General features: G+C 45.1%; 9 protein-coding genes. 8 read left to right on the top strand and 1 reads right to left on the bottom strand.

The features are described from left to right. The first annotated feature begins 197 nt into the window (after positions 1 to 197). The 7 genes from nth to PWYN_RS23775 all read left to right on the top strand — a co-directional run bounded on the left by nth (position 198) and on the right by PWYN_RS23775 (position 10,567). Entirely contained in the window at positions 198 to 890 is a 693-nt protein-coding gene (nth, locus tag PWYN_RS23810; protein WP_036657031.1) for an endonuclease III, read from the top strand. Between the two features lie 26 nt (positions 891 to 916). Continuing rightward, complete coding sequence (locus PWYN_RS23805) at positions 917 to 1,183, top strand: hypothetical protein (RefSeq protein ID WP_036657028.1); 267 nt, start codon at positions 917 to 919, stop codon at positions 1,181 to 1,183. A gap of 1,037 nt (positions 1,184 to 2,220) precedes the next feature. Continuing rightward, entirely contained in the window at positions 2,221 to 5,910 is a 3,690-nt protein-coding gene (locus PWYN_RS23795; RefSeq protein WP_052088360.1) for a dynamin family protein, read from the top strand. 147 nt (positions 5,911 to 6,057) lie between these two features. Further along, complete coding sequence (purT, locus tag PWYN_RS23790; RefSeq protein WP_036657024.1) at positions 6,058 to 7,248, top strand: formate-dependent phosphoribosylglycinamide formyltransferase; 1,191 nt, start codon at positions 6,058 to 6,060, stop codon at positions 7,246 to 7,248. Continuing rightward, a complete protein-coding gene (locus tag PWYN_RS23785; RefSeq protein WP_205622790.1) occupies positions 7,238 to 7,696 on the top strand; it encodes a GNAT family N-acetyltransferase in 459 nt (152 codons plus the stop codon). The genes purT and PWYN_RS23785 overlap by 11 nt, the downstream gene beginning before the upstream one ends. Before the next feature lie 183 nt (positions 7,697 to 7,879). After that, entirely contained in the window at positions 7,880 to 9,391 is a 1,512-nt protein-coding gene (locus tag PWYN_RS23780; RefSeq protein WP_052088359.1) for a spore germination protein, read from the top strand. Positions 9,392 to 9,397: 6 nt separating this feature from the next. Further along, a complete protein-coding gene (locus PWYN_RS23775; protein ID WP_052088357.1) occupies positions 9,398 to 10,567 on the top strand; it encodes a Ger(x)C family spore germination protein in 1,170 nt (389 codons plus the stop codon). A gap of 230 nt (positions 10,568 to 10,797) precedes the next feature. On the opposite strand, the gene PWYN_RS23770 is transcribed toward PWYN_RS23775, so the two are convergent. Beyond that, positions 10,798 to 11,898: a GerAB/ArcD/ProY family transporter gene (locus tag PWYN_RS23770; protein WP_036657019.1), complete on the bottom strand. Its 1,101-nt coding sequence runs from the start codon at positions 11,896 to 11,898 to the stop codon at positions 10,798 to 10,800. Between the two features lie 215 nt (positions 11,899 to 12,113). Here PWYN_RS23770 and PWYN_RS23765 point away from each other — a divergent pair, with 215 nt between their 5' ends. Next, positions 12,114 to 13,763: a response regulator gene (locus tag PWYN_RS23765; protein WP_036657016.1), complete on the top strand. Its 1,650-nt coding sequence runs from the start codon at positions 12,114 to 12,116 to the stop codon at positions 13,761 to 13,763. The last annotated feature ends 5 nt before the right edge of the window (positions 13,764 to 13,768 follow it).

The following is a 13,768-nucleotide window of genomic DNA, read 5'->3' as shown; positions in this document are numbered from 1 at the left end:
TTTCCGTGTGAAACACCGTCTTGACGCAGATGATATCCTGCGTCAAGACGTTTTTTTTGAAATATAAGAGCGTTAATTTTTTCGCTTGTAATGTATGAATGTGTACGCTATAATACATACTTTGCTTATATTTCCTTACATCAGAGGAGACACGCCGGGATACTCACAGTGGCGTAATACTTCGTTGGGGGGATGCTATGAAAGTTGCAGATGTCCGCCACATTCTGGATACCATGGGAAACATGTTTCCGGAAGCTCATTGCGAGTTAAATCATAGCAATGCATTTGAGCTGACGATTGCCGTATTATTATCTGCTCAATGTACGGATGCGACGGTGAACAAAGTAACCGTGGACCTGTTCCAAAAGTATAAAGCCCCTCTGGACTACATTTCAGTTCCACTAGAGGAGCTGGAACAAGACATCAGACGAATCGGACTATACCGGAATAAGGCCAAGCATATTCAGAGTCTATGTTCCATACTGATTGAACAGTATGGAGGCGAAGTGCCGCAGGCGCATGATCAACTGGTCACCTTGCCAGGAGTCGGACGAAAAACGGCGAATGTAGTGGTTTCCAATGCTTTTGGAGTTCCCGCTATAGCTGTTGACACGCATGTGGAGCGAGTATCTAAGCGGCTTGCTTTGGCCGGCTGGAAAGATAGCGTGCTGGAAGTTGAAAAGAAGCTGATGAAGGCTGTTCCGAGAGAGGAATGGACATTAACACACCATAGGCTCATTTTTTTCGGACGCTATCATTGTAAAGCCCAGAATCCGCAGTGCCAGGTATGTCCACTTCTAGATGTGTGCCGTGAAGGTAAGAAACGTATGAAAATGTCGCTGATCAGGAAAGATAAAGATTCTGCGACCAAAACTAAACTAAAGAATTAGAGATGATGAAGAGGATGGGGATAGAGATGAAGTGCATTTCTGTATACACTGATAATTTTGAGGCTTTTTCGGATATTTTTGAACGGGTAGTAGACAGCCCTATGGAAGAGAATGAAGAGCAGGAAGTAGAAGGAATTACGGTCAGCCATTCCGGTGATGTTCCGGAGCATTATCTGGAGCGTATGTCCGTGAAACCAGAGGTTGTAGTAATGAGAGATAAATCCCGTGGTCTTACCATTCTGCAGCATGGTAAAGTTTTTGAAATTTTGCTGCCGGTTTTGGAAACTGCCTAAACCCAATGGATTGCAATCCATTGTCGAAATATAGAAACAGGGGTGTCCCAAGCTATGAAATAGCTTGGGACACCCCTGTTTTTTGAGTTGGATCATCATGCGCGCTTGTGAGGACGATCCGCGAACAGACCTTTGTTCCAATCACTGTGGACTCCAGATTTTTTAATTCCCCTTAACGGTGAAAATCCGGCGATTGCTTATGCTTTCGAAGCTAGTTTTCCTTTGGAAAACTTTCGGGCGACCGCTGCCGCTTTTCTACAGTCGTTCCTTCCTCTGTGTGACACATTCAAAGCTGTAGTGAAAAAAGAAGGACGAGAACACCAAGAACACCAAGAACACCAAGAACACCAAGGTAAGGACCTCGCTATTTGAACGGGAAACGTGTCTACACCAGGGACCAACTTTGCTTGCCTATGGATATGGAAGAAATATTCTCGAAACAAACTCCTCTCCTAAAATGCTCGCCAAAACCAGCTTACACATTCTCTGTGACACATTCAGAGTTGTAGTGAAACAAGAACACCAAGAACACCAAGAATTTTTTGTGAAAGCGTTTGAACAACTTCGCTATTTGTTATTTCTTTTGTTCAGCGTATTTAGAAGGAATTTTTCCTACTAATTTATAGATTAAACCACCTTCCGAGGGAAACAGAGGGGAAAATTCCCTCTAAATTTTGGTTTTAGCCTCAAAAAACCTCAATGTGGGTAATTCAGCTGCATTTAGTGGGAATTTTTCCCTCTAAACTTTATTTATCACAGGTCCAGTGTCCTAGTAGAAAAATGGATCTGAAACAAACACGGGAAAATCGTTGCTCTGCTGTCTTTTTACGTTTTGTACTAGACTGCCTCATTTATGGAAAACACACTTATGTGACTGTTCCTTTTTATTATCTAAGAAAGTTACAACGGTTCAGTAGTATTTGATTTGTGGCAAACTGGTGTTAAAATAGAATTATTCTATTCTAAAAAGTGTTGAACGGTAAAAATGTCATTGAAACTTACTGATTTCTTAAGGAACTAGCAGAGGTGGAGAGACGATGAGCGCAGAGCGGGCCAAGTTCGATAAAAATAGACAAATAAATACTAACTCCGTACTTCCCTTACTTAAAACCTTAATGGAGCAATGGGGAGATGCGGAGGCTGTACGTATATTTTCTGAACTACACCGGAAAGAACGGGCCGATGAGCTGACATTAGCCTTCTGTGGGCACTTTTCAGCCGGAAAGTCCAGCATGATTAATGCTTTATGCCAGAGTCATGTACTTCCCTCAGGTCCAATTCCGACCAGTGCAAATATTGTATCGATTAGATCCGGGAATCCTCGTGCTCTTATTTATCCCCGTAGTACAAATGATGACGTAGCCATTAAAGCCTGGGAGACGACCCCTGAGAAGCTTGGTGAATACTGTCGTAATGGAGGAGATTACTCTGCCATTGAGGTATGGGAAGAAGTTCCCCTGCTTGGATCGCACGGAGTTCTCATGGATACTCCCGGAGTTGATTCTACAGATGATGCTCATCAGAGTGCTACCCGGTCGGCACTTCATCTAGCGGATGTCGTGTTCTATGTTATGGACTATAACCATGTACAATCGGAGAATAACTTGGCTTTTGCCAAAAATCTTAGTGATTGGGGCAAGCCGCTCTACCTTATAGTTAACCAGATCGACAAGCATAGGGAACAGGAAATATCGCTGAAGGAATATCAACGCCAATTAGAAAACGCTTTCAATCAATGGGGCATTCGTTGTGCAGGACTTCTATTTACTTCCCTAAAAGTAGAAAACCATAATCTAAATAACTGGGATAGCCTAGTATTGCTGATCAAAGATCTTTTGGAACGTCGGGATGAACTGCTGCAATATAGTTTGTCTTGTTCTATACATCACGCGGCAGAGTCCGCACTAACTTCTTATCGTGAAGAGCAGAGGGAGGAAAGAGAAGAACTTTTTGCGGAGCTGTCTGGTGCTGATGTAAGGGTTATTAACAGTGAACTGGCTTCTATAGAAGAAGAACGCGAATTGCTGGAAAATCTAATGACAAAGTCCCGACTAGAGCTTCGTACCGGTCTAGATGATCTGCTTGGCAATGCCAACCTCAATCCTGCGGAGGTCCGAGACCTTGCAGGTCAATATATAGAAAGTTTAAATCCGAGCTTTCGACAAGGCCTATGGTTCACTTCCGCTAAGAAGGAAAAGGAACAGAACAGCCGATTGACGGCTTTTAGTGATTTACTAAGCCGTCAGGTGAATGCTCAAGTGGAGTGGCATTTAACGGCTCTTTTAAGAACTTGGGCCGAAACTCTTGAACTTTGGGATAAAGATACGGAGCAAACACTGAAGCTTAAGCTTCCGGTCATTCAACCGGGATGGTTGGCCGGCGCGGTGAAGCCGGGAACCAGCGGTACGGGCGAGGCGCTGCTTAATTTCTGCCGAAGTCTTTCGACAGAAATTAAAGCTCAATACCGCCGTGCTGCGCTGGAGCTGGCAGATGAGCTGCTGGCGAAGCTACCGCCTCTGATCGAAGAGCGCCGCGCTGCGCTGGCGCTCCGCGAGCTCGCGCTCGGGCAGCAGTCGCGCGCCTGCGCCGCGCTCGCAGCCCTGGACCGCGCGGCGGACGCCCGCGCGGCTGAGCTTGCGGCGCTGCTGCCGCCGCGCCGGACCCTCACCCCCGGCAGCCTGCCGGAGGTGAGGGCAACCCCGCGGGCGACCGCGCACAGCGCAGCGCCGCCCGCGGCTGAGCCGCCGCTGCGCACGGCGGCTCAGCCGGGTCCCGCCGCCGCAAGTCCTGCGGCGGCCCCAACGCCGGCGGGCGATCGCCACCGCCGGCTATCCGCAGCCGCGGCGACGCTTGCGGCTGCGGCGGAACGGCTGCGCCGGGAGCCGGCCATGGCCTCGGCGGCACGCAGCCTCGCGGCGCGGGCGGGCGATCTCGCCGGCGGCCGCTTCACTCTGGCGCTGTTCGGAGCGTTCAGCGCCGGTAAATCCTCCTTCGCCAACGCCCTACTCGGCGAAGAAGTGCTGCCCGTGTCTCCTCACCCCGCCACGGCCGCGGTCAACCGCATCTTGGCGCCGGAAGGGGACTTCCGGCATGCTACCGCGGTTGTGACCATGAAGACAATGGAGGATTTCTGGGGAGATATTACCCATTCCTTTAACGTGCTGCAACTTGGTGAGCCTAGATATGACACATGGTTTTCTGCCTTGGATAACCTGCCCTTAAGGGGGATCCATCCTTCTGTACTGCCTCATGCCGGATTTCTAAGGGCAGCAGCCGCTGGCTGGGAAGAATCAAAAGATCGCTTAGGAAAAGTCCGTACCGTAGATTTAGAGGAATACCGCTTGCTTGTTGCAGAGGAGACACGGGCCTGCTTCGTACAGGGTATCGATCTATATTATTCAAGTCCGCTTACGGAAAGCGGTATTGTCCTTGTGGATACGCCGGGAGCCGATTCTCTCCATGCCCGTCATACGGGGGTTACCTTTGGATACATGAAGGATGCGGATGCGATTTGTTTTGTGACCTATTACAATCATGCTTTTTCTAAAGCGGATCGAAGTCTCTTGGCACAGTTAGGGCGAATTAAAGACAGCTTTGCACTGGATAAAATGTTCTTCATTATCAATGCCTCAGACCTTGCCTCAAGCGAAGAAGAATTGGAAGAGGTAAGGAATCATGTGGCTGCCAATTTACGTGCAGGGGGACTTACTGCACCGCGTATCTACAGTCTTTCCAGCCTGCAAGCGCTGGAAGGCAAGAGATGTGGCAATCATGAAGTATATGAATCCTCCCGATTCGGACCCTTTGAGGAGGCTCTGGCCCATTTTGCAGGTGAAGAACTGCCTGGGCTTTCCTTAGCAGCAGCACGAGACAGTATCCTCTCCGTCCGCCGCCGCGCTGAGGAATGGCAGGCGATGGCTTCCCAGGAACAAAGTGTGCGTGAAGCCGGGTTTCAACAACAGGTAAAACGACGCACTCAAGCTGAAGTAAGGTTATCCCTGTTATTGACGGAGGAGCGGCCACGCCGCGACCTGCACCGTGAAGGTGAGGAGCTGCTGTATCATGTAAGGCAACGGCTTGGATTCTCATTTGGTCGTTACTTTCAAGAGTCTTTTCATCCATCATTGCTCCGAGAAGATGCCGGGAATCTGAAAGACATCTTTGCAGCTTGCGGACGGGAGCTTTGGCGTACAGTCCAGCGTGAGCTGGAGCAGGAGCTCTGGGCGACCACCCTGCGTCTGGAAGCAAAAGGTCGTCAGCTGGTCCGTCTAACTGTCGGTTCTGCGGCAGAGGAACTAGCCTTTTCTGAAAGTGAGACTTTGTTCCTCTTGGAGGAAGATCAACATTGGCCCCCCCCTAAGAGCGTGGAATGTCAGCTTCAACCGCTGAATTGGTCTAATCTATGGAATGATTTCAAATCACCCCGGCATTTTTTTGAAGGCTCTGGACGGGATAAAATTAAATCTGCTGTTGAACCTCTGCTAAAGGAAGCTGTTGCTAATGCTGCGGTTCAACTGGAAAGAGCGCTGCTTACTCATTATGAACGCTGCATTTTAGAAGCCTTGCAGGACTCTGCTGACCACCTTCGGAATTTATTGTCCGAGCAGGAATTAGCCATGTCGCTGGACCGGGAAGGAGGTGATTCAGCAGCGGGATTAAGTCAACTAGTCCGTGATTTATTAGATTTGGAACAATCTTTCGACGATCTGGTGGACAAAGTTGTGTGAAGTTTGTAGGAAAATGTCGAAGAACACTTGCTTTCTTCTCTATGATGGATGAAAATAAAGAAGTCTGAAAATTTACAAGGAAACTGTCGTATTTTCCTGAAAAGGGAAGAATGACAGTGAAATTGCCGAAAGAGGTCGAGATCGACAATGTGGGGAGCTCCTTTTTCAGCTCAAAGCCGCAAGCTGCTGCTGCTTGGCAGTGGTGAATTGGGTAAGGAGGTCATTATTGAAGCTCAACGCCTTGGCGTGGAGACCGTGGCCGTAGATCGTTACAACAACGCACCTGCGATGGGGGTTGCCCATCGTTCTCATGTCATTGATATGCTGGATGCGGAAAGTCTCAAGGCACTCATACGTTTAGAAAAACCTGATGTGATCGTACCGGAGATCGAGGCGATTGCAACCCAAGCACTAGTTGAACTGGAACAAGAGGGCTTCTTAGTCATTCCGACTGCCCGTGCAACCAGATTAACGATGGACAGGGAGGGGATTCGGCGGCTTGCTGCTGAAGAGCTTGGACTGCCTACTGCAGAGTACCGTTTCGCGGATAGTCTGGAAGAACTGCACCAAGCTATTACAGAACTCGGAACACCTTGTGTGGTGAAGCCTATTATGAGTTCATCTGGTAAAGGGCAAAGTGTATGCCGGAAGCCGGAGGATGCGGAAGACTGCTGGAATACTGCGCTGGAAGGTGCAAGAGCCAAAGGTACACGTGTCATCGTAGAAGCGTTTGTTACTTTCGAAAGTGAGGTCACCCTTCTTACCGTACGTTCAGTGGATGGAACGGTGTTTTGTCCGCCCATTGGCCACATTCAGAAGGATGGGGATTATGTTGAATCTTGGCAGCCTCATCAGATGAATCCCGGTCAATTGGATGAAGCACAGTTTATTGCCAGAACCATTACGGATGAGCTTGGTGGCCTGGGGATTTTTGGTGTGGAGTTATTTTTAACAAATCGTGGAGTGTTGTTCAGCGAAGTATCACCAAGGCCGCATGATACCGGTATGGTGACGATGGCGACTCAGGACTTATCACAATTTGCCTTACATGTCAGATCAATACTTGGATTTCCCGTTCAGACAGTGAATTTATTGACACCGGGAGCCTCTGCTACCCTTAAGGCGGTAGGGAATGGACAAGCCTTTGCTGTCACTGGACTGAAGGAGGCCCTTGCGCTTCCACGTACTCAGGTTCGGGTGTTCGGCAAGCCGGAAGTTCGTCCCGGTCGGCGGATGGCAATAACGTTAAGCGCAGCGGAAAATGTGGAAAACGCAAGGACGACAGCCAAGAAGGCAGCGTCTATGCTAAAAGTGGAGGTATATGAGGATGAACAGTAGTATTGCGGCACCAGTACTGCAAATTCGCAAATGCGGCATGAACGATCTGGAGAGAGTTACTGCACTCTTGCGTGAATTCGGCTATCCAACAACGCTTAGCGTAATGAAAGAGAGATTGCAAGATATGGAGAATGATTCCCTCCATTGTACATTCGTTGCCGAACTGGACAACGAAGTCGTGGGTATGATCGGACTGCGGCAAATAAGTTCATACTACAAACAACAAGACTGTATTACCGAGATAACAGCACTCATTGTATCAGAGCAACTAAGAGGAAATGGACTCGGCAAAAGACTTGTAGCCTCAGCGGAAGAATGGGCACGCCAGCAAGGTTGCTGTCAGCTTTTCCTAAGAAGTGGAAACCGAGTAGAGAGAGCCCCGGCGCATGCATTTTACCGTCATATCGGGTTTGAAAAGGCAGGTTACCGTTTCATCAAGGCGTTATAGTAGAACGTATACGTTAATGATCATCCCCATCCCGGTTCAGGCGGGATGGTTTTTTTTGTTTATACATAATTTTAAAAACATTAGCAAAAAATAAGAACACCATTCGAAGGAGAATAACGATCCTCTGTTTTACAAGCTGCAATTACAGGTATGACAATTAATAAGTGTCGGAGGAGGAGAAGGATGCCAAAGGGAAAAACAGAAGCTGAGAGATTATCAAAGGACGTACATATATCCGATAGTTCTAATGAAACATTACACACAGATTTGAATCAAAATCAGCAACTATTCAAAACCATTTTCGAGAATTGTTCCGATATTGTTTTCCATCCCTTTCGGATTTATGGAGAATTAAATGCCGTTTTGGTTTACGTAGACAATTTAATAGACATCAAATATCTTGAAGAGAATGTTTTACAGCAGATCATTAAAATTGAATTATCACTAGAGGAGGACAACATAGCCCGAATACGAACATTTTTAACTCAAGGTAACATGGCAGGACAAACAAAATACATTTCGGATATCATTCAGAAAATATTGACAGGTAATGTAGCCATTGTGGTTGATGGGGAATGTGAGGCTTTGCTTGTAAGCGTTAAAGGCTGGAAGAATCGAAGCATTGAAGAACCTTCTAACGAAATAGTCATTCGAGGACCGAAAGAAGGATTTGTCGAGAACATTTCAATTAATATGAGCATGTTACGTAGAAGACTTACCACTCCGCAGCTAAAAATGGAATCCCTAACTATCGGGAAAATATCGCGCACCGATATAGTTATTGCATATGTTGACGGCAGGGTGAAACCTTCACTCTTAGAAGAAGTAAAACAAAGATTAAATCATATTCAAATCGATGAAATCATCGAATCAGGCTATATAGAAGGTCTAATCGAAGATACCAAATATACTCCTTTTCCACAAATACAAAATACCGAGAGGCCAGATGTTGTCAGTTCGAGTTTATTAGATGGAAAAGTATGTATCTTAGTTGATAATACCCCGGTAGCACTTATAGTACCCCTGACATTCTGGACAGGAATGAGTTCAGTTGATGACTATTATGAACGATTTCCAGGCATTGTTCTTATTCGTTGGCTACGTTTGACACTTCTTTTAATTGCAGTGTTCCTCCCTTCGATTTACGTGGCTATTATGACGTTTCATCATGAAATGATTCCTGCCCATCTAATAATAAGCTTTGCTACTACCCGTGAATCGAGTCCATTTCCGCTTTTGACAGAAGCCTTGCTGATGGAGATATCGTTTGAAGCGTTGAGAGAAGCAGGTATTCGATTGCCGAAGAATGTAGGTTCAGCTGTCAGTATAGTCGGAGCATTAGTTATTGGGCAATCGGCTGTAATGGCAGGGCTCGTATCTGCACCAATGGTGATCGTGGTGGCTATTACAGGAATTGCATCATTTACGATTCCGCGTTTCAATCTTGGAATTTCCATTCGTATGCTTCGATTTCCTATGATCCTTCTTGGAGGTACTCTAGGACTATATGGAGTCATGCTTGGTGTTTTGGTTCTTATCATCCATATTTTAAGTTTAAGTTCGTTCGGCACCCCATATTTTACACCCGTAGCTCCGCTGAGGATTCGAGGCTTGAAGGATTTATTTAGCCGTGCTCCGTGGTGGAAGTTGAAATCAACCTTAGATTCAAACTCTAAATCGAGGGGAAATAGATAGCATAATATGAAACGACTCTCTTTTAGTTGTATCGTAATTTTGCTTACACTTGTGCTGACAGGGTGCTGGGATCGTACAGAAATAAATGATATTGCCATCGTTATGGCGGCGTCATTTGATCTTTTGGAAGATGGCAAGATGTTATGTACCTATCAAATTGCCAACCCAAGCACACAAACAGGCTCTTCGGAAGCTAAAGGACCCGGTCAAAAGTTTGTGATCGTATCAGCTGTTGGAGAGGATGTCCAGGAACTTCTGGCAAAGGCTCAAAAACAACTTTCACGCAAGATATTTAGGGCCCATCGAAGGATTATTATAATTGGCGAGCGCATGGCAGAACACGGCATTGGTGAAATATTAGATTCAATAAGTCGTGACCCAAGCAGTCGTATACGGACCTTTATATTGATAGTAAAAGGAGGGGAAGGACAGGATATTATCAAAATGGGATACCCCTTTGAGAGTACTCCTGCTGAAGGAATGCGGGAAATGATGGTGAATGTAGGGGAAGTACCCAAAATATTGATACGAGATTTAATTACGGCCTCTTCCAGTGAAGGCATTGAGCCCATAGTTGGAACCATTAAATCCTTATCAAATAAAAGTGAGAACGAGCCAGGATTTCAAATATCTGGTGCGGCGATACTCAAGGATTTAAAACTGTCAGGATACTTGAATAATGAAGAAACAAGCGGACTGCAATGGATCAAAGGAGATATTAGTAATTGGGATATAAAGATCAAAGTACCGGGGACTACCGGGAACGTCAGCATAACTTTAACTAATATGAGAAGAAGGATCAAACCGATAATGTATGGGGATGTAATCAAAATCAATCTAGAACTAGAAGGCAAAGGTGTAATTAAAGAAAATGATCCAAATCTGGATCTTTTTCAACCGAAGAATATTAATACTGTACAAGCGGCCCTCCAAAACCAGGTGAATGAACAAATTCGACAAATCATTTCAAAAGCACAGAAAAAATATAAAGCTGACATCTTTGGTTTTGGGGATGTGATCCACCGTAAATATCCCCGCCAGTGGAAGTCACTGGAAAAAGATTGGGATAATAAGTTTTCAATGGTGGAAGCAGCTGTTACTAGTGACCTTACTATCACAGACCCGGGAATCATTGGAGCGCCTTTATATCTCAAAAAAAGTGAAATAAATAAGTGAACCATTAAAATGGAAAAGACAAACCAATGCAGCTAGCCTCTTCTTTGTGGCTAGCTGCATTGGTTTGTCTATTCACTTTTTTTATTCCTGCCTCTAATCCATGTGATGATAGATCCAGCAATCGCTGATGAAATCAGAAATAACTGCATAATCCAAGGATTTTCCAACATGGTTTTCGATGCCCACGGCCATATAATCATTCATGAATTTCCTTCCACTGTAAAAGTTGTTCAAGAAGTTATTTTAAATATCCTTTTCTTTATCCATATTACGATTAACAAAATACCGGGTAAAACCAAAAACAAGGGTACCCAAAAATAAGGTGAAAGAATTTTGAACGCAACACCATAAATGTGCTCAACTATACTTGTAGACATCGTTAATCCAACAAATATTGCGGTAAATACCACGGGAAATAGGATGACCTTCCTATTTTTTATATATGTCAATTGCTGAATAGCAAGAGTCGCCATCATTATATGCAGGGATATCTTAAAAAAAGCATTCACTGTAATGTACAAAACTCCAATTACGTCGACATTTTCAATAACATCACCGACCCCTATCTGTTGTATAAGTGTGTAAACCGGAAATATACTCCTCTGAAAAATGTCTTCACCAAGAACTGAAATCGCTAGACAATCAAGTGATGCAAGAAAAATACCGACACTGAGGGTAGCAAGAAGACTCGTCGTCATCACTTTTTTCTTAGGCTTTACCAATGTCCATATCATTGCAAATTCAATAGTTTCAGCAAAGGACTGAGTTATTCCTATTGGCCATACTGCACCCCAGACTCGTCCCCAACCTAAATCAAGTACAGGTAGAAGATAGGTCAATCGGACAATTTTGGATGCGAAAAGCAATATGGTTTCGACAATAAATACAAGGAAAATGATCGGTAAAAAAAGTCCTGCCATTTTTCCAAGAAGTTGTATTCCATGATAGACACCATACAAGACCACAAGCATAAACAATCCAACAGTAACTATAGGGGGCGTCCTCGGTAATAATGTACTTGGAATCAAATAACTTAAATCGGCTACACCGCGTCCTGCATCATAAATAAATATTAAAGGGTAAAGCCAAGAAATGGGTGTGCCTATCCATCGACCGAACTGGGCAGGGAACCATTCTACAAGAGTTAATCCTGGATTCAGACGCATTAGGACGATATACATAGCGATGATGAAGGATCCCAGAATGGTTGAAAGAGCAATACTTATCCATGCATCCTTGCCAGCTGAAGCCGCAAATCCAAAAATACTGGAAGTGCCAATCTGGAACAACACCATAAGCGAAAATAGCTGGTAATTTGTTATTTTCTCCATTTCTCCTCCATCAATATATTACAATTGTTAAATAATGAGCTATAATTTATCTTGCCCATAAAAACAATAACAATGCTTGTATGGTTTTCGTAGACGAACTGGTTTAAAGTAACATCGCAACTAAACATAGATCGTGTCGAATGTATCATATAGAATAGAGTTAATATGTGACTTGTGAAAACGAAATATAACCATATTCAAAGAGGGATGAATGCATGTATAAATTAATTTTGGTTGAAGACGAAGAAGATGTAAGAGAAGGGATTATCGCTCAGATCGATTGGGCAAAATACGGTTTTGAAGTAGTTGATCAGGCGGAGAACGGAAGAGAGGCGGCAGAATCGATTGACCGACTCATGCCGGATGTAGTTGTAACTGATATTCAGATGCCATTTATGAACGGACTGCAGCTTGCGGAGTGGATTCGCAGTCGCCATCCGAATACAAAAATAATTATATTAACAGGATATGATGAATTTGAATATGCCCAGCGGGCCATCAAGCTGCAAATCGATGAATATGTACTGAAGCCTTTCTCTGCTCAGGAACTGATAGACATCCTGATTAAGGTAAGAGAACAGATTGAAGCTGAGATCTCCGAGAAAGAAAATGTTTATGTTCTCAGCGAACATTATCGTAAAAGTCTGCCTGTACTTCGTGAGCAATTCCTGTCTTCCCTTGTTTCCCGTAGACTTCCTTCTGCGGAGATTGCCGAGAAGAGTGCAGAATACGGGCTGAAGCTTTCCGGCGCCTTATTTCAGGCTTCTGTAATAAGTGTGGATTATATCCGCGGGGATGGACAGTCTAACATCTCGGGAACAAGACAGGTTTCCTTGAGAGATACTGGAGATCGTAATTTACAGCTGTTCGCTGTGCTTAATATCGCCGAGGAAATCTGCATGAAGCACGACTTTGGCAAGGTGTTTATCCATAGAGATGATATCGTTATGCTCTCGGTGAGCGGAACGCTGGAAGAGGCAGAGATTACCGGCAAGACTTTTGCGATTCTAGAGGAAATTAGACAGAGCGTGCAGCGATTTTTGAAGCTGACTATTACCGCAGGAGCCGGAACGGTGTGTCAATCCGCGGCACTGTTGTTCAATTCTTTCACAGACGCTTCGCAGGCCTTGGATTACCGGCTTGTTCTGGGCAACAATAGGGTGATCTGGATTGAGGATGTTGAATCCCGCTCTAATCGGATGCTTGCCTATGATGAGTTGACTGAACAGGCTTTGATTCGAACCCTGAAGCTGGGTACCGTGCAGGAGTTAACCGAAACCATCGATGAACTGTTCAGCGGTTTGGATGTGGATCAGGTTTCCACCCAGGACTATCAAATTTTTCTGCTGGAGATTATGACATCGATCCTGCGTGTAGCCAAAGAAGCAGGCAGTGAGACCACAGAGTTGTTTGGACCTGGCTTTTCTTCACTAATGGTCATGAACCGCTTTAATAATATGGGTGAGGCTAAACAATGGATCATTTCGGTATGCACCCGGCTTATGGATAATATCGCTACGGAGCGGCAGTCCAGCTATAAACTGTTGATTGAACAGGCTAAAGGGTACATCCGGGCCCATTATGAGGAATCTGATATTTCAGTCGGTAAGGTTTGTCAGCATCTCCACATCAGCACAGGTTATTTCAGCAGCATCTTCAAAAAAGAAACGAAAATGACTTTTGTCAGCTACCTGCTGCAAATTAGGCTTGAGGCCGCAAAGGACTTGCTGCGTTCAACAGAGCTTAAGGCTTTTGAGATTGCGGAGAAAATCGGCTTTGCTGATCCGAATTACTTCAGCTTTTGCTTCCGCAAAAAATATGGACAATCTCCTAAAGAGTACAAAAACAGCTCCAGGGGAGGATAAGCCAT

The sequence above is a fragment of the Paenibacillus wynnii genome, assembly GCF_000757885.1.
Lineage (GTDB): Bacteria > Bacillota > Bacilli > Paenibacillales > Paenibacillaceae > Paenibacillus_AQ > Paenibacillus_AQ wynnii.
Note: the sequence above shows the minus strand (reverse complement) of the source record. Positions and strands in the feature narration are given on the sequence as shown.